Source organism: Actibacterium pelagium (assembly GCF_002285415.1).
GTDB lineage: Bacteria > Pseudomonadota > Alphaproteobacteria > Rhodobacterales > Rhodobacteraceae > Actibacterium_B > Actibacterium_B pelagium.
Genome location: NZ_NSBU01000007.1, coordinates 1340419 through 1356565 on the forward strand (window position 1 = coordinate 1340419; position 16147 = coordinate 1356565).

The 16147-nt window shown below is 56.4% G+C and carries 15 protein-coding genes; 4 read left to right on the forward strand and 11 right to left on the reverse strand.

Annotation, left to right across the window (positions count from 1 at the left end; all coding sequences use genetic code 11):
- Window positions 1–9 precede the first annotated feature (9 nt).
- The 10 genes from rpoD to CLM58_RS15535 form a co-directional block, all read right to left on the reverse strand.
- Complete coding sequence (gene rpoD / locus CLM58_RS15490; RefSeq protein ID WP_095596765.1) at window positions 10–1983, reverse strand: RNA polymerase sigma factor RpoD; 1974 nt, start codon at window positions 1981–1983, stop codon at window positions 10–12.
- 120 nt (window positions 1984–2103) lie between these two features.
- Window positions 2104–4056: a DNA primase gene (dnaG, locus tag CLM58_RS15495; RefSeq protein WP_095596766.1), complete on the reverse strand. Its 1953-nt coding sequence runs from the start codon at window positions 4054–4056 to the stop codon at window positions 2104–2106.
- 91 nt (window positions 4057–4147) lie between these two features.
- On the reverse strand, window positions 4148–5644 hold the full coding sequence (locus CLM58_RS15500; protein ID WP_158221929.1) for a TadE/TadG family type IV pilus assembly protein: 1497 nt from the start codon (window positions 5642–5644) through the stop codon (window positions 4148–4150).
- A 50-nt stretch (window positions 5645–5694) separates the two neighbouring features.
- The gene (locus tag CLM58_RS15505; protein ID WP_095596768.1) at window positions 5695–6129 is read right to left on the reverse strand and encodes a TadE/TadG family type IV pilus assembly protein; all 435 of its coding nucleotides are present in this window, start codon (window positions 6127–6129) and stop codon (window positions 5695–5697) included.
- Window positions 6129–6581 carry a TadE/TadG family type IV pilus assembly protein gene (locus CLM58_RS15510; RefSeq protein WP_158221930.1) on the reverse strand — a complete coding sequence of 151 codons (453 nt, stop codon included), beginning with the start codon at window positions 6579–6581 and terminating at the stop codon, window positions 6129–6131. The genes CLM58_RS15505 and CLM58_RS15510 overlap by 1 nt, the downstream gene beginning before the upstream one ends.
- Window positions 6582–6941: 360 nt before the next feature.
- The gene (locus CLM58_RS15515; RefSeq protein ID WP_095596770.1) at window positions 6942–8444 is read right to left on the reverse strand and encodes a TadG family pilus assembly protein; all 1503 of its coding nucleotides are present in this window, start codon (window positions 8442–8444) and stop codon (window positions 6942–6944) included.
- Complete coding sequence (locus CLM58_RS15520) at window positions 8445–8876, reverse strand: TadE/TadG family type IV pilus assembly protein (protein WP_095596771.1); 432 nt, start codon at window positions 8874–8876, stop codon at window positions 8445–8447.
- Window positions 8877–8878: 2 nt separating this feature from the next.
- Complete coding sequence (locus tag CLM58_RS15525) at window positions 8879–9406, reverse strand: TadE/TadG family type IV pilus assembly protein (RefSeq protein WP_143226592.1); 528 nt, start codon at window positions 9404–9406, stop codon at window positions 8879–8881.
- 178 nt (window positions 9407–9584) lie between these two features.
- Entirely contained in the window at window positions 9585–11015 is a 1431-nt protein-coding gene (locus CLM58_RS15530) for a Glu/Leu/Phe/Val family dehydrogenase (protein WP_095596773.1), read from the reverse strand.
- Window positions 11016–11112: 97 nt separating this feature from the next.
- On the reverse strand, window positions 11113–11577 hold the full coding sequence (locus CLM58_RS15535; RefSeq protein WP_095596774.1) for a hypothetical protein: 465 nt from the start codon (window positions 11575–11577) through the stop codon (window positions 11113–11115).
- Window positions 11578–11740: 163 nt separating this feature from the next.
- On the opposite strand from CLM58_RS15535, the gene CLM58_RS15540 reads away from it, so the two are divergent.
- The gene (locus CLM58_RS15540) at window positions 11741–12652 is read left to right on the forward strand and encodes a pirin family protein (RefSeq protein WP_095596775.1); all 912 of its coding nucleotides are present in this window, start codon (window positions 11741–11743) and stop codon (window positions 12650–12652) included.
- A gap of 130 nt (window positions 12653–12782) precedes the next feature.
- Here the strand turns inward: CLM58_RS15540 and CLM58_RS15545 are convergent, their stop codons facing one another.
- On the reverse strand, window positions 12783–13379 hold the full coding sequence (locus CLM58_RS15545; RefSeq protein ID WP_095596776.1) for a TetR/AcrR family transcriptional regulator: 597 nt from the start codon (window positions 13377–13379) through the stop codon (window positions 12783–12785).
- 111 nt (window positions 13380–13490) lie between these two features.
- Here CLM58_RS15545 and CLM58_RS15550 point away from each other — a divergent pair, with 111 nt between their 5' ends.
- From CLM58_RS15550 to glpX, 3 genes are all read left to right on the forward strand, one after another.
- Window positions 13491–13736, forward strand: coding sequence for a hypothetical protein (locus CLM58_RS15550; protein WP_095596777.1), 246 nt, complete (start codon window positions 13491–13493; stop codon window positions 13734–13736).
- Window positions 13737–13823: 87 nt separating this feature from the next.
- Window positions 13824–15110, forward strand: coding sequence for a homoserine dehydrogenase (locus CLM58_RS15555; RefSeq protein WP_095596778.1), 1287 nt, complete (start codon window positions 13824–13826; stop codon window positions 15108–15110).
- A gap of 71 nt (window positions 15111–15181) precedes the next feature.
- Window positions 15182–16147, forward strand: coding sequence for a class II fructose-bisphosphatase (gene glpX / locus CLM58_RS15560; protein ID WP_095596779.1), 966 nt, complete (start codon window positions 15182–15184; stop codon window positions 16145–16147).

Sequence of the window (16147 nt, forward strand, 5' to 3'; positions counted from 1 at the left end):
GCCGCTTGATCACTGATCCAAGAAGCTTCGCAGCTTCCGGCTGCGGCTTGGGTGCTTCAGCTTGCGCAGCGCCTTTGCCTCGATCTGACGGATCCGTTCGCGGGTCACGCTGAACTGCTGGCCGACCTCTTCCAGGGTATGGTCGGTGTTCATGCCGATGCCAAAGCGCATCCGCAGGACACGTTCTTCGCGCGGCGTCAGCGAGGCCAGCACGCGGGTGGTGGTCTCTTTCAGGTTTTCCTGAATGGCCGAGTCCAGCGGCAGAACGGCGTTCTTGTCTTCGATGAAATCGCCCAGTTGGCTGTCTTCTTCGTCGCCAATCGGAGTTTCCAGAGAGATCGGTTCCTTGGCGATCTTCATCACCTTGCGAACCTTCTCCAAAGGCATCTGCAGCTTGGCGGCCAGTTCTTCCGGGGTCGCCTCGCGGCCGATCTCGTGCAGCATCTGGCGGCCGGTACGGACCAGCTTGTTGATGGTCTCGATCATATGGACCGGGATACGGATGGTGCGCGCCTGGTCCGCGATCGAGCGGGTGATCGCCTGACGGATCCACCATGTCGCATAGGTCGAGAACTTGTAGCCACGGCGGTATTCGAACTTGTCCACGGCCTTCATCAGGCCGATGTTGCCTTCCTGAATCAGGTCAAGGAACTGCAGGCCGCGGTTGGTGTATTTCTTGGCGATCGAGATCACCAGACGCAGGTTCGCCTCGACCATTTCTTTCTTGGCTTGGCGGGCTTCTTTCTCGCCCTTTTGAACCTGCTGAACGATGCGGCGGAATTCGCTGATATCAACACCGACGTACTGGCCAACCTGCGCCATCTCGGCGCGCAGCTCTTCGACCTTCGCTCCAGAGCGTTCGATCAGCGCCTGCCAGCCACGGCCGGGCTTTTCGCTGATCTGGTCCATCCAGGACGGATCCAGTTCGTGGCCACGGTATTCTTCGATGAACTCACGGCGGTTGATGCGGGCTTGGTCAGCCAGCTTCACCATGCCGCTGTCGATCGACATGATCTTGCGGTTGATGCCGTACAACTGGTCGATCAGCGCTTCGATGCGGTTGTTGTGCAGGTGCAGTTCGTTCACCAGATCAACGATGGTCTGGCGCAGCTTCTGGTAGGCGGCCTCTTCCTTGTCCGAGAAACTGTCGTCCTCGTTCAGGGTTGCCGCCATCCGCAAGTCCTGCATTTCGGCCAACGTCTCATAGTCGTGCGCGATGACTTCCAGCGTCTCAAGCACCTGCGGCTTCAGCGCTGCTTCCATCGCGGCCAGCGACATGTTCGCCTGCTCGTCTTCATCATCGTCGTCGTCGGTCTTCAGCGGATTGCCGTCAGCGTCGAGCTCTTGCTTCTCTTCCTTCTTGGCGGGTGCCACGTCGACATTGGCGACAACGGGTTCTTCTTCCTCGTCATCTTCCAGCGTGTTGCCGAAGGTCGCATCAAGGTCGATCACGTCGCGCAGCAAAATATCTTCGTTCAGAAGTTCGTCGCGCCAGATGGTGATCGCCTGGAAGGTCAGCGGGCTTTCGCAGAGGCCCGCGATCATGGTGTTACGGCCGGCTTCGATGCGCTTCGCAATCGCGATTTCGCCCTCGCGGGACAACAGCTCGACGGAACCCATCTCGCGCAGGTACATCCGGACCGGGTCGTCGGTGCGATCCAGCTTCTCGGTTTCTTGCGTCGCGACGGTGACTTCGCGCGAAGTCGACGCTTCCACCACGGCGGTGGATTGCTGCTGCTCTTCCTCGGCTTCTTCGTCTTCGATGATATTGATGCCCATTTCGGACAGCATCGACATCACGTCTTCGATTTGCTCGGAAGAGACCTGATCGGGGGGCAGAACCTGATTCAGCTGATCGTAAGTGATGAAGCCACGTTCCTTGGCTTCAGCGATCATCTTTTTGACAGCGGCCTGGCTCATGTCCATCGAGACATCGTCAGCCTGTACATCGGTTTTGCGGTCGTCAGTGTCTTTAGCGGCCATTCTTTGCTCCTAGAAGGGGGCGCGTGATTCGCTTTGCAGCTTGATTCGTAGAGATAGCGCGAATCAACGGCGGGCACACCCAATTAGCGGCGATTTCTTTCCTGAATTCTGAATCAAACGTCACGGCTGACCCTTCGAGTTGTCGTTTGAAACCAATGATTCATACAGTTTTTTGAAAGCTTCGCGTTCATCCCGGTTCATTTTGGCCCCGTTGGGACCGAATTCATATTCATTCTTATCTTCCGAATCACCTTGGGTCGCAGCGTTGACTGCCTTAGCGGCCTCGCCCAACCGCCAGGTCAGGCCCTCGTCCACAAGGCCGGTCATATCGCGCATTGCGTCCTGCAATTCCTGAGCTGCCCCACGGGTTGCCGAAAGCTTCGCCAGTTCTTCGCTGAGGCACATCTCAGCCTTCTCGGTGTCTTGGCGGTCGGTCAATGCGGGACAAATCTGGACATGGCGAAGTGAGAACAGGTTTTCAAGAGGCGCCGGGCCGGTTCTGTCCTCGACCGCGCGACGCAGATCGTCTGGGTCCGTCAGATCGGCGTGCGACAGAAGGGCAAGCTGCAATGCGCGGTGGTCATCACTGCGGAATTCGACGCGTTCCAACTGGCTTTCGTACCGATCCAACAGGATCGGGTGGGTCAGCACAGTGGCAAGGATCACCGCCTCGCGCAGGAACTGGTCGAAATCAGCAGAGGCCACCAGCGCGCTTTGTTTGGTGCCCGGCAGCACTTGCGGTTCGGCCTGACGCGGCTTCCAACCGCCCTGCCCCTTCGGTTGGCGTTGCGGGCGGAACAGGTCCCACCGCATCTGCTTGAGATCATCGCCATAATGATGACGGATCGACGGGTCCTGAATCTTGGAAATCGCATCCCGCAGGGATTTGTCCAGCGCGGCCTTGCGTTCCGGGCTGTCAAAGACCTTGCCTTCGGTCTCGCGCTGCCACAGCAGGTTGACCATCGGTTGTGCGGCGTCCAGCAGCGCCTGCATTGCGTCTGGGCCGTCCTGTTTGATCACATCGTCCGGGTCTTTTCCCCCGGGCATCAAGGCAAAACGCAGGGACTTGCCAGCCTCTAGCAATGGCATAGCCAGATCTATCAGGCGCATGGCAGCGCGCAGTCCGGCGGTGTCGCCGTCCAGTGCAATGATCGGTTCAGGATGGATCCGCCAAAGCAGACGAAGCTGATCCTCGGTGATTGCGGTGCCAAGCGGGGCGACAGTGGCGCCAAACCCCGCCTCGGAAAGCGCGATCACATCCATATAGCCTTCGGCCACCACAAGCGGTTGGCCCTTGCCTGCGGCCTCGCGCGCGGGGCCGTGGTTGTACAGGCTGCGGCCCTTGTCGAAGAGGTCCGTCTCGGGCGAGTTCAGGTATTTCGCATTGTCGCTTGGGTCCATGGCGCGACCGCCAAAGGCAATCGCCCTGCCCCGAGCGTCACGGATGGGAAAAATGATCCGGTTACGGAACGTGTCGTACGGCTTGCCACCCTTGGTCGAGGGTTTGGCCAGCCCGGCCCCAAGGATCAGGTCTTCAGCCACGTCCTTACCACGCAGGTGGTCCCACATGGCCTGCCACGCGTTTGGAGCAAAGCCAATTTCCCATCGATCCTGCTGTTCGGGCGACAGCCCGCGCCGTGTCAGGTAATCGCGCGCCTCGGCCGCAGCACCAGTTTTCAGTTGCAGGCGGAAGAACTGCACCGCCTGCTCCATCACATCGGCCAGTAGTGTGCGGTGGTCGGCCTTTTCCTGCGCGCGGGGATCACGGGCGGGCATTTGCATTCCAGCCTCGCCTGCAAGAATCTCGATCGCCTCCATGAAGCCCACGTTTTCCGTCTCGCGGACAAAAGAAATCGCGTCTCCCTTCGCGTGACACCCGAAGCAGTAGTAATACCCCTTGCGGTCATCGACGTGAAAACTGGCCGTCTTTTCCTGATGAAACGGGCACGGTGCCCACATGTCACCCTTGGCTTGGTTGGACTTGCGGTTGTCCCATATAACCTTACGCCCCACGACCTGTGACAGGCTGAGGCGCGTACGCAGTTCATCCAGAAATCCGGGGGGCAGAGACATGACGGAGATTTAACAAAGGCCGGGTGAAAAAGTCGAGAGCCAACGCGTCAAAGAAAAAGCCCGGGCAGTCGGCCCGGGCTGTTTGGTTTCGTTACATGACCATGCGGATGTAACGCAGATCGAAGAGGTCGTCTGGGCTTTTCCCGCAGAACCCAAAGGTGCCGTTCGAGGTAATATCAATATCCCCATTCACATAGAGGTTGATACCCCCACCACCGTCCGGATTCGCGGCAATGTTATCGACGTCACCCAGAACAACCATGTTCACACCGTGTGTCTCAAACCCTGAGGCGAAATGAACACTACCGGCCGAGGCTACGACAGTCTCCATTTCCTTGCCGGCCGCTGCATCGCAATACCCTGTGTCGCCAAAGCGAGACCCCGAAGGACCTTCAATCGCGCGGCCAGAATCTGTTACACCCGAAGTGCTCGTCGTCACAACGGCCCCGTGTGCGAAGGAAGATCCGTTGCCAAAGATAACGTCACAGTTGGTAACAATCACAAGGTCTGTAATTACCGCATCAGTCGCGAAGGTGATCGCCGATGAGTTCCCACCGTTTTCATGAGAACAGGTTATTTTATTAATTTTGTTCTTCACCAAAGAGCCTTCGGCAATCGAAACTACGTTGCTGAATTCACTTTCACTACTTACGTTGTGGGTCACCACCACTGAAGTTTCTGTGTCGAATATCAAAGTGTCAGGTATGAGCGGCGAAGACGTACTAGGGCTATCATACAAAGCTTTCATAGCCTCCCCGGAAGCTTTGAAATAGTCGAGCATTTCTGATTCATAATCGTAAGTGCCGTGCGAAAATTTGAGGCCCGGATTCTTTTCATACAGTTTTTCGTACTCTGCCTTCACCGCGTCAAAATATTCGTCGAGGGTATCAAAACTGTTTGGATCTAACTTCTGAGCGCCGGCGCTTGTTGGGCCAGTTAGATCAGAATAATTCGGCATCGTGACGTAAGCATGCGTTACGTCATTATCGGTCGAAACTTTGACACCCAGTTCACCGTGCAAGCAAAACTCATCACTAAAAGTGTTCCCCGACTGCATATCGATTTCACCCATCGCGAAGAAACCTTGGTTGCCGTTCGGGCACAAACCCCCGCCGAAGGCCCAAACAGACTGTGTGTTCATCTGCAGCGTGTCTTGGCCAACCAGCCGAAGAAGGAATGTTGCCAGAGCGTTACCACGATTATCCAGCCGCCGAGTGACCACTCTGACAGCATCTGCCCCGGCTCCTACGGAAAAGGTCCGGGACCCACTATTCCAAGATCCGACTTCGACATCCGTGGAGGCAAGCACTTCTTTAAAAACAGATTTCGGCATATTCAGTTCTGCGACCTGAATCGCTTGCTTCGTGACTTCACCGGTGTTGCCATTCTTGAAAAGCTCAACAATGCCAGCATGACCAGCCGCGTCTGCGGTTCCTTGCAACTGTACTTCTGACTGAACCGCGTTGTTCACGTCGATCGCAAGGCCCGCAGCAAGCAAAATGGCGATGGTCAGAAACACGGCCAAAACGGTCATGGACCCACCTTCGTCGTGAAAGAACGTGTTTACTCTCGATTTTGCTTCGGTCATCAGTCTGGGCTTTCCATGGGCAAGATCAGTCATTTGAGCACCGTTTTTTTTTAAAGTTTCTGGTTTACGACCACGACTTGGATATTGAAATTCATAAGCGCGTCGAAGAGCCCGGTAATATCGGTATCCGAGGCTGGATAAACGACCTCGGTGTACACCCGGTTGTTTCCATCGACTTTTGAGCTCGACTTAGCCTTAGGCGAAAGGCCGGATAGTCGAGCTTGGATCCAAGCATCCAAGTCTTTCAGTTCAGTTGTTGAACCATCAAACGCGCCGCGCACATACATCCGGCTTCCGTCCTGCACGATCCGACGAACCTGCGTATTGTTCATGAACATGATAGCCGCATCCAGAATGAAGACGACCAGGGTCATGAAGAACATGATCCAAATAAGGCCATCAACGCTCGCCGTTCCGTCCTGCTCTTTCCAGAACTTGGAAAGTCGGTTTTTGCTTGACGATAAATACGATTTAAAAGGGGTCATTAACTCGTTCCTTGACTATCATCAGCTGCATTATCGGGGTGTTCGATTACCTGAATTCCGCTTGTCTGGACGGACACACCGTCTACGAAGAAAGTCCACATCCCAAGACCCAGTTCACGACCGATCAGGGTCATGGTTACCTGGCTAATTCTCAGGTCTGTCTCTGCATGTGGAATTTTTTCGCATTTGACCGTGGCGGACGGGGACAATAGCCGAACACGATCTCCAAGCTCGGCCTCCAATTTGCTGCAGCTTGTATACTCACCAACGATGTATTTGCGGTTTTCCTGATGAAGCGCCCTGATCGCCCAGCCGTGTTTCGTAAAGTAGACACAGATGTCCAAGATCGACACGAATACGGTGAAGAAGAACAGCACCCAGAGAATAGACTCTACGGTGACCGCGCCATCTTCCGAACGCAAAAAGGATTTTATTGAAGCGGAAATCATCAACTAAACCACGAATACAACTTTATTAATGGAGTCAGACTACCATCCGGACACAGCTCTCTCAACAAAAGCGCCAATTTTCGGCACATGAAGAGCCAGATTTCGCCACATTGTGAACGCAATTCGCCCAATCGGCCCATTTTGTTTCGCTAAAAACAGGCAAATTTCTATTTTAGGCGATGCGATACGATTCGTTCCGTGCCATAGAATCGGTTCCCAACCACAGTTTTCAGTAGTGTTCGGAAATAATTAAAGCCGCGTTTAGCGGGCCTCGAGTCGACCAATCCGCACAAAAAAGGCCAGATCCCGAAAGATCTGGCCTCAGAAACACCCAGCGCCAAGCGCTTGGCGATTTGGTTGTGATTAACCAACCATGCGGAAGAAGGGTTCGATATCGACTTCGGGAGCGCCCTCCCCGCAGAAACCGAAGTCACTTTGCGACGTCACATCGATATTGCCCTTGGCCATGACATTGATACCGCCCAGCCCATTGGCGTTTGCCGCAATTTTGTGGATCGTTCCGAGACTCATCAAGTTTAGCCCATAAGCTTCGAAATCCGACGCGAAAGTTATATCGCCCATGCTCATCATAAAGGTTTCTCGCCCATCACTATTGCCGCCATTGGTGCCACAATAGCCAGTGCTGCCGATCGAGGTGCCGTTCGGCGCCGATATCGAAGTGTTCTTGGTTGTGCTCGTGGTGATCAGGCTGCCATTTTCAAAACTGGACCCTTCCAGAAACTTCACGTCGCAATTGGTCAGCAACACAAGGTCGCTGACCTTGGTATTCTTGTCGAGTTGGATCGTGTTGCTGCCTTTGGTGCAGGTCACGATATTGATGGCGTTTTTGACCAATCTTACCTTGGTGGTATCGGGATCCAAACTTTCCTCGGTAGTAACAACTGGAATCAGGAGTTCACCATTTTTACCCTTACCATTTGCGACCGAAAAGTCGATCACCCCGTTAGTTCCCTTAGCTGTGTTGATTTTTAAGCTGTCGGGGATCAGATCTGAAGTCGCGGTTGGGTTTGCAGCGAAAGCGGTGATCTTGGCTTCCATTGTGTTGAAATAAGCCGTCAAAGAGTCGTGGTAGCTCTGCTCGAAATGAGCTTTATCCAAATCGGTGTTGTAGTCATAAACCTCCAGGTAATCTCCAGGCTTCTTTTCAGTGTCGTCACCCGGCCCCTGCAGATTCAGATACTCCGCCATAGACACGTGGGCGTCCGTGAAGATGTTCTTGGTCGAAACCTTTACGCCCTGCTCGCCGTGAATACAGAACCCGTCCTCGTAGCTGTTCGCGGACTGCATATCGACGGCCCCCAACGAGAAGAAGCCCTCGCCCCGTGATTTGCCGGGGGAGCGTGGTGGGCAGAAACCACCATCCATCGACCAGACGGAAGTCGCTTGAAGCTCTAGGGTGTCATACCCAACCAGCCCCAGAAGGAAGGTCGCCATCGCGTTGGACCGGGCGTCCGCGCGCTGCGTGGTTACGCGGACAGATTTGTTGGTTGTGCCGCCGGTATTGAACGTGCGGGTGCCAAAATCCCAAGTGCCATATTCGACATCCGTCGAAATCAGGACATCACCGTAAAGCGATTTTGGCATGTTCAGCTGAGCAACTTCGATTGCCTTCTTCGTGGCCTCGGTCTGGCCAGTCTTATACAGGTGGTAAAGCGCTGCGTGGCCTGCGGCGTCGGCTGCGCCCTGCAGCTGCACCTCGGACTGGACGGCGTTATTCACGTCAATAGCAACGCCGGCGGTCAACAAGGTGCCCATGCAAAGGAAAATGGACCAGACGGTCATCGCCCCGTCTTCGTCACGGGTGAATTTTTTGAAACGGTTCGTTTTAGAAATATGCTGAGTCATTTAGAGTACCGCCTTTTGATTGACGACAAGAACTTCAATGTTGAAGTTAGAAAGAACGTTTACGAGCCCTGTCAGATCGGTGTCAGACGCGGGATAGGTCACAACCGTCGAAAGTTGGTTGCTTGCGTTTAGTGAAGAGGTCGCGTTCACGTTCGGCGACAAATCACTGAGGTTGTTTTCAACCCAAAGATCCAGTGCGGCAATCGGATCGGCTTCCCCATCGAACCCTCCCCGAACATACAGCCGGCTGCCGTCCTGAGTGACACGCCGGACCTCGACGTTGTTCATGAACATGATGCTGGCGTCCAGAATGAACACAAGCAGCGTGGTAAAGAACATAACCCAGATCAGGCCATCGACGCTGGCAGTCCCATCTTCTTCCCGCCAGAACTTTTTCAGCGTTCTTCGCGCGGAGGCATCAGGCAATCGCACGATTACGCCTCCTCGGTTACGTCGCTTACGATGGTAGTGCTGCCGTCCGAAGTGGTCGTTGCGCTGTCGTCGGTGACCGTCTCGGTCGTAGTGGTCTCATCCGTTTCGACCACGGGCGGTTTTACAGTGGTGGCCGCGGTCGGCACCTCAATCGTCTGGAAGCCGGTGCTCGAGATATTGATGTCTTTCAGGAAGTAGGTAACGATCCCAAGCCCCATCTCGCTGCTGGCAAGGGTGACGGTTACCGTGCTGAAGGTGCTGCCGCGTTCCGGGTAGGTATCACAGGCAGATGCGCCAGAAGGCGAAATTGCCTGAATGCGCTGGTTCAGCGCTGTTTCCAGTGCATTACAGTCCGAATACGCACCGACGATGAATTCACGGTTTTCCTGATGCATCGCGCGAACGGCCCAGCCGTGATTCAGGAAGTAGACGCAGATATCCAGAATGGAGAGTACGAAGAAGAACATGAAGCCCAGCCACATCACGCTTTCGACGGTCACGGCTCCGCTCTCGTCTTTCCAAAATGACATAAAACGCTGTTGCATCGCACTTCTCTCCGAATAGGGGGTGGTTCCCCGCCGAGGGAGACTCCCCCTTTGGCCTTCCGAATTACCGTCAGAAAGCCGCAGAAAAGGGGCGGAAGTGGGGCAAAGGCGCGGAAATTAAGAGTGCATTAGTATAGTCGGCACCATTGTTTCCAGATCGTGATCAAAGACCCTTCGCGCGGTAGCTGCGTGCAACACGCTCAATTCCTACGATATAAGCGGCGGTTCTCAGGTCTTCGACGTCATCCCGTGAATTCCAAACCTCGCTCATGGTCTGGTAGGCAATGCGCATGGTGTCATCAAGGCCCGAGCGCACCAGTTCCAGCTCGTCCGCGCCGCGCAGATACTTTTCCTTGAAGTCAGGCTTGATCGACCACGCGTCGCCCAAATGGCGGTCCAAACGTTCTAGCTCGTCTACGATCAGTTGGTGCCGGGCCTCTTCCTGTCGGCGCTGCATCCGGCCAAAGCGGATGTGCGACAGGTTTTTCACCCATTCGAAATAGGACACGGTTACACCGCCCGCATTGGCATAAAGATCGGGGATGATCACGACGCCCTTCTTTCGAAGTATATCGTCGGCTCCGGCCGTAATTGGGCCGTTCGCGGCCTCGATAATCAACGGGGCCTTGATACGGTCGGCATTCTGCAGGTTGATGACACCTTCCAGAGCCGCTGGCAGAAGGATGTCACAATCTTCTTCCAGCACTTTGACGCCGTCTTCGACATAAGTTGCGCCCGGGTACCCCGAGACCCCACCGTGTTTGGTAATCCAGGCGCGGACAGCCTCGACATCAAGGCCGTTGGTATCCACCAAGGCGCCGTCGCGCTCGATGACGCCTACGACCACACTGCCATCTTCTTCCTGAAGGAACTTGGCCGCGTGATAGCCCACGTTCCCCAACCCCTGCACGATGACGCGCTTACCCTCCAGCTTGCCGGTCATCCCGGTCTGAGCGACATCTTGCGGATGACGAAAGAACTCTCGCAAGGCGAATTGGACGCCACGGCCCGTGGCCTCGACCCGACCCGCGATCCCGCCCGCATGGGGCGGCTTGCCCGTGACACAGGCATTCGCATTGATATCGGTGGTGTTCATGCGTCGGTATTGGTCGGCAATCCAGGCCATCTCGCGCTCTCCAGTCCCCATGTCCGGGGCTGGAACGTTTTGGGATGGGTGTATCAGGTCGCGCTTGGCAAGCTCATATGCAAAACGGCGAGTTATCTGCTCTAGCTCATGCTCCTCATATTCCCACGGGTTGATGCAAAGCCCACCCTTGGAGCCGCCAAACGGTGCTTCGACCAAGGCGCATTTATAGGTCATCAGCGCGGCAAGCGCCTCTACCTCGTCCTGATTCACGGACCCGGCATAACGAATACCGCCTTTTACCGGCTCCATGTGTTCCGAGTGCACCGACCGATAACCCGTGAAGGTGTGCATATGGCCCCGCAGTCGAACGCCGAAACGGACTGTGTAAGTGGCATTGCAAACACGTATTTTCTCTTCAAGGCCGGGTGGCAGGTCCATCAGGGCAACCGCCCGATTGAACATCAGATCCACGGACTCGCGGAATGTTGGCTCTGCTATAGGGGCCATGAAAAATTCCTCCCTGAAATATAACGGCGCCCATTTTTTGGGCGACTCGTTGATTTCAGGTTAGACCAACATGGGATTTTGAGAAGGAAAACCTGCGTCAGTGGCCTTGCAGGCGTAGGGTTAGAATTTCTGCCATGGCCTTGCACTGCGCCGCCGAAGTGACGCCGCCCACCCCCAATCGATCACCGCTTCGCCACCAAAGGCCCGGCGCCCAAGCGCGCGTGCCGTTCGAAGACAAGCGGATGACAAACCCGTTTGATGGTTTGAACGCCAAATGTCCCCGATCCAGACCGGTGATGTCTTCAATAGGCGCCAATAGGCGACCATCCTGATCAAAGATGCCTTCGTCGCGCAACTCAAGCCAACCCAGTGTCGCCCGCCGCATCCAATCACTCATGTAAAGTGTAGCCAGACCCAGCGCCGTCAGCAGCAAACGCTCCCAAATCGCGATATCAGCGGTCGCAGCCGAATAGATCATGAGGCCTCCAAGCGACACCAGAACGATCATGGCAATGATCCGGCGTGTATTCGAGGCTTGGATTTTTGGCGGTGTGCGGGTCATGTCGGTTCCTTTTAAGTGAACTCTATTTAGGACCATGGCCTCAAAAGATCAAAACGGTTTAACGATGTGCGATTGCGCACCAATTCAGTCCGAAAGGGCGCAAAAACTTCCGTTGTCGCGCGGGAAAACCCGACTACATTGGAGCCAAGAAAAGGAGATCCCCATGTCGATCAGACCTGTCACCTCTACCACGCAAGCCGTCCCCACCATGGAGGGAGCCGGCGTCAAACTGCACCGCGCCTTCGGGTTTCGCGATCCGTCCGAGTTGGACCCGTTCCTGTTGTTTGATGATTTCCGCAATGAGCGGCCCGAAGATTTCCTTCGCGGATTCCCGTGGCACCCGCATCGCGGGATTGAGACGATCACCTATGTTCTAAGCGGTTCGGTAGACCATGGCGACAGCCTTGGCAATACCGGAACACTTGGAGCGGGTGATGTGCAGTGGATGACCGCAGGATCGGGGATCATGCATCAGGAAATGCCGCTTGGAAACGCCAAGGGCCAGATGCACGGATTTCAGCTGTGGGCCAACTTGCCCTCGCATCTGAAGATGACCGACCCGCGCTATCAAGACGTAAAATCTGCCGACATCCCCGAGATCATCGACGATGACGGAACCCGTGTGAAGATCATCATCGGGGAATTCTGGGGCAAGACCGGTCCTGTCGATGGGATCGCTGCGGACCCTCAGTATCTGGATATCTTCGTTCCTGCAGGTGTGAAGAAGACCTTCAAGGTCGACACATACCGTCAGACCTTTGCCTATATCTTCGAGGGCAGCGCCGCTTTTGCAGATGCCTCGGATCCGACGGGTGTACTGCTAGAGAAAGAGGTCATGGGTGAAGAACTGAACATTCGCGACATGTCCGGCAACCGTACCCTTGTGAAATTCGGCACCGGTGACGAGATCACGGTTCAAGCAGGTGAGGAAGGTGTGCGTTTCCTTCTGGTCTCTGGTGCGCCGATCCAAGAACCAGTGGCCTGGCACGGTCCCATCGTGATGAACACGCAACAAGAAATCCTTCAGGCGATGCAGGACCTGCGTAACGGGACCTTCATCAAGCCCGCACATTAATTACAGACGGCCCGCCCAGTGCGGGCCGTTTTGCGATCTCTTGCGCTTTTAGGTTACCGCGGTGGGTGACCCAACTGAGTCCAGTTCATATTCTGTCAGGAAGTGTGTCGGCGCTTGAGCGCAAGCCCTATCAGCTTGCCCCTGCCCCCACGGCACTGCGCACCATTTCCCAGTGGATGCGTTCGACCTCTTCCAACGGCAGACGGCCGCCTTCGCGGTACCAGTTGGCCACGCCGGTTAGCAGGGCCAAGACTGCCATCGTGGCAAGACGCACGTCAGTGATGCGAAACAGGCCACCCTCTTGCCCCTCTTGTAATATGGCTTCCAGCGCGCCTTCATACCGGCGGCGAAGACCTTCGACGGCCTCAAAGTTTTCTGGCGTCAGGTTCCGAAGCTCCATCTGTGCGATGAACATCGTGTCCGGGCGCGTCACGTGAAAGCGAACGTGGAACCGGCTGAATGCTTCCAGCTGGCCAATCGGGTCATCTGGTTTGGGCTCTGCCTGCCACGCTTCGAACAACTCGTTCAGGTGGCGATTCATGATGTCCAGCAGCAGGCCCTGCTTATCAGGCGTATAATTATAAAGCGCGCCCACCTGCACGCCCACCTGCGCCGCGATCTGGCGCATGGACACTGCCGCATAACCGTGTCTCGCGAACAGTTCGACCGCCGCTGCCTGAACCCGAGGGCCCGTGATTTCGGAATGAGAGCCTGCTTTGCGTGCCATAGGCCTTGCATATCTGAACAAGTGTTCATGTGAAAGCCCGCTCTCTTGCAGGCTGCGCCCTGCCCTGACTATGGTGGCGCAGTTGCAACCGATTCCGGACCTGACCTCACCATGACGCGTGCCCTCCTTGCCGTTGCCCTGCTTTGCGCTGCGGGCTGCACTCAGATCCCCGAGGTCGAACAGGCTGTTGGCGCTGGCGCTATAGATCAGCCTTACCCAAAACTCGCCCCTCAGTCCGAGATCAATGCCGCGCTGGCTGGCGGTCGACTGAACGAGCAATCGGTCGAAAGTTTCGAGGCCGAGGTCGAGGCCCTGAAGCGCCGTGGTCAATGGTTGCGCAATCAAGAGATTCAATAAACGTCTCTACACGCGAAGGCGCGTTGCAGACCGGCGCTCAACGGGGTAACAAAACCGCCAAATAGTCCTTAGTGGTTGGAGACCCCTATGTCCGCTCCCCTGCGCCTTGGCATTGCCGGGCTTGGCACCGTTGGTGTCGGCGTCGTGAAAATCATTCAGCAGCACGCAGAGCTGCTGGAAATGCGCAGCGGACGCGAAATCACGATCACAGCGGTCTCGGCCCGCAGCAAAGACAAAGATCGCGGTGTCGATCTGTCGGGCTACGACTGGGAAGATGATGCTGTGGCGCTAGCCAAGCGTGACGACGTAGATGTCTTCGTCGAATTGATGGGCGGCAGCGAAGGCACCGCCAAGGACGCGACAGAGGCCGCTCTGGCTGCTGGCAAAGACGTTGTCACCGCCAACAAGGCGCTGCTGGCCCTGCATGGTCAGGCCCTTGCCGAAGCGGCAGAGGCCAAGGGCCATGTCATTCGGTTCGAAGCTGCCGTGGCCGGTGGGATCCCCGTTGTCAAAGCGCTGACCGAGGGCCTCGCAGGCAACACCATCACCCGCGTCATGGGTGTGATGAACGGCACCTGCAACTATATCCTGACCCGCATGGAAAGCGCGGGCCTGCCCTATGACGAGGTCTTCGCTGAAGCCGACGCGCTTGGCTATCTGGAAGCCGACCCCAATCTGGATGTCGGTGGCATCGACGCGGGCCACAAACTGGCTCTGCTGTCGTCGATCGCCTATGGCACCCAAGTCAACTTCGACGGGGTAGAGCTTGAAGGTATCGGATCGATCACCATAGAGGATATTCACCAAGCCGCTGACATGGGCTTCCGCATCAAGCTGTTGGGCGTGGCCCAGATGTCTGGTCGCGGGCTTGAACAGCGGATGACACCTTGTCTGGTTCCCGCCAGCAGCCCACTGGGTCAGCTGGAAGGCGGCACAAACATGGTGCTTTTGGAAGGCGACAGCGTTGGTCAGATTGTTCTGCGCGGTGCCGGCGCGGGTGAAGGCCCGACCGCAAGTGCCGTGATGTCTGATATCATGGACATAGCACGCGGGATCCGCGTGTCGACCTTCAGCCTGCCGGCCAAAGCGCTGAAACAGGTGCAAGCCGCCCGCGGTACGGCTGCGGCCCCCTATTACCTTCGGTTCGAACTGGAAGACAAACCGGGCGCGCTGGCCAAAGTGGCCGCTGTGCTGGGCGACGCTGGCATTTCGATCGACCGGATGCGCCAATACCAGCACGAAGACGCCTCTGCGCCTGTTCTGATCGTTACGCACAAAACCACCCGCGACGCGTTGGATCATGCCCGCAAAGGCTTTGCCGATACCGGTGTCGTGGTTGGCGATCCTGTGGCCATTCGTATCGAAGAAGTTTGACCGGCTTGTGTCACACCCAGTTAACCAGCTAGGTGTAGGCGTCAGGCGGACTTAAACAATAGGACACACACATGACCAACAAAGTCGACTTCAACGACCGAATGCTGTCGCTTGGACTGGCGCGCGTTTCTGAAGCCGCCGCTATGGCCTCGGCTAATCTTGTTGGACGTGGTGATGAAAAGGCCGCTGACCAGGCAGCTGTTAACGCAATGCGTGACCAGTTGAACCTGCTGGAAATCGAAGGCGTCGTTGTAATCGGCGAAGGCGAACGTGACGAAGCGCCGATGCTTTATATCGGCGAAGAGGTTGGCACCGGCACCGGTCCCGCCGTGGACATCGCGCTGGACCCGCTGGAAGGCACGACGCTGACAGCCAAGGACATGCCCAACGCCCTGACCGTGATCGCGATGGCCCCACGCGGCACCCTTCTGCATGCGCCTGACGTCTATATGGACAAGCTGGCGATTGGACCGGGCTATCCCAAGGACGTGGTCTCGCTGGACATGAGCCCCAAAGAACGCGTTGAGGCGCTGGCAAAGGCGCAAGGCTGCGACCCGGATGATATCACCGTCTGCATTCTGGAGCGTCCGCGCCACGAAGAGATGCTGGAACAAGTCCGTTCGACCGGTGCGGCTGTCCGCCTGATCACAGACGGCGACGTCGCTGGTGTGATCCACTGCGCCGAAGCAGACATCACCGGTATCGACATGTACATGGGCCAAGGCGGCGCACCCGAGGGTGTTCTGGCGGCTTCGGCACTGAAATGCATGGGTGGTCAGATGTGGGGGCGTCTTGTCTTCCGCAATGATGACGAGCGTGGCCGCGCTGCAAAGGCAGGCATCACCGATCTGGACCGCATCTATTCGCGCGATGATCTTGTGACTGCGGACGTGATTTTTGCCGCCACTGGTGTGACGGATGGATCGGTTGTTTCAGGCATCAAACGCGAACCCACCCACCTGACAACCGAGACCATCTTGATGCGCTCGAAAACCGGGTCGGTGCGGCGCATGATTTACCGCAACCCGGTGAAGTAA

What these genes read in the sequence shown, in the direction of transcription:
- rpoD (WP_095596765.1), bottom strand. Translation starts at nt 1,983, where the DNA reads ATGGCCGCTAAAGACACTGACGACCGCAAAACCGATGTACAGGCTGAC.
- dnaG (WP_095596766.1), bottom strand. Translation starts at nt 4,056, where the DNA reads ATGTCTCTGCCCCCCGGATTTCTGGATGAACTGCGTACGCGCCTCAGC.
- CLM58_RS15505 (WP_095596768.1), bottom strand. Translation starts at nt 6,129, where the DNA reads ATGACCCCTTTTAAATCGTATTTATCGTCAAGCAAAAACCGACTTTCC.
- CLM58_RS15535 (WP_095596774.1), bottom strand. Translation starts at nt 11,577, where the DNA reads ATGACCCGCACACCGCCAAAAATCCAAGCCTCGAATACACGCCGGATC.
- CLM58_RS15525 (WP_143226592.1), bottom strand. Translation starts at nt 9,406, where the DNA reads ATGTCATTTTGGAAAGACGAGAGCGGAGCCGTGACCGTCGAAAGCGTG.
- CLM58_RS15540 (WP_095596775.1), top strand. Translation starts at nt 11,741, where the DNA reads ATGTCGATCAGACCTGTCACCTCTACCACGCAAGCCGTCCCCACCATG.
- CLM58_RS15550 (WP_095596777.1), top strand. Translation starts at nt 13,491, where the DNA reads ATGACGCGTGCCCTCCTTGCCGTTGCCCTGCTTTGCGCTGCGGGCTGC.
- CLM58_RS15555 (WP_095596778.1), top strand. Translation starts at nt 13,824, where the DNA reads ATGTCCGCTCCCCTGCGCCTTGGCATTGCCGGGCTTGGCACCGTTGGT.
- CLM58_RS15545 (WP_095596776.1), bottom strand. Translation starts at nt 13,379, where the DNA reads ATGGCACGCAAAGCAGGCTCTCATTCCGAAATCACGGGCCCTCGGGTT.
- CLM58_RS15530 (WP_095596773.1), bottom strand. Translation starts at nt 11,015, where the DNA reads ATGGCCCCTATAGCAGAGCCAACATTCCGCGAGTCCGTGGATCTGATG.
- glpX (WP_095596779.1), top strand. Translation starts at nt 15,182, where the DNA reads ATGACCAACAAAGTCGACTTCAACGACCGAATGCTGTCGCTTGGACTG.
- CLM58_RS15500 (WP_158221929.1), bottom strand. Translation starts at nt 5,644, where the DNA reads ATGACCGAAGCAAAATCGAGAGTAAACACGTTCTTTCACGACGAAGGT.
- CLM58_RS15515 (WP_095596770.1), bottom strand. Translation starts at nt 8,444, where the DNA reads ATGACTCAGCATATTTCTAAAACGAACCGTTTCAAAAAATTCACCCGT.